Raw genomic sequence first — 414 nt, 5'->3', positions numbered from 1 at the left:
CCAGGAATTCGCCCGGGTGATCGGGATCGAGGCAGCCCAGGTGATAGCGAGGACGTTCGCGCCTGTCCCGCTCCTCATCGTCCCCGTCGGCAGGCACGGGTGCGTGTATCACCGTCCACAGTTCGTAGCTCGCCAGTTCCGCCTTCGTGCGGGGCAAGAGATTCCGGAGGATGATCTCGGTGCCGTGGGTTTTCTTGTCCCTAGCCGGCACCTTCCACAGTCTGACTGAGCCCGTGTGAAATTCCTCCTCTTCCGAGTCCCCTGCCTTGGCCTTGTCTTCCGCATACCGGAACAGCAAGACATCTGCCACCGTCCGGGTGTCGTCGCCCTTTTGCTTGGTGATGATCTGAAACTCGTGCGTCAGCTGGGATAGCGCGAACAAACCGATGCCCAGTTTCCCGATGAGCTTGCGGC

Annotated in this window: 1 protein-coding gene; it reads right to left on the bottom strand. The window is 61.1% G+C overall.

The window, feature by feature from the left end:
• Window positions 1-414 (bottom strand): hypothetical protein (locus D7Y13_RS46570; protein ID WP_208734706.1); only part of this gene is annotated, 414 nt, incomplete at both ends.

This window comes from Corallococcus praedator, from assembly GCF_003612125.1.
Lineage (GTDB): Bacteria > Myxococcota > Myxococcia > Myxococcales > Myxococcaceae > Corallococcus > Corallococcus praedator.
The sequence above is the reverse complement of the archived record's forward strand: the minus strand, read 5'-3'. Positions and strand labels throughout refer to the sequence as shown.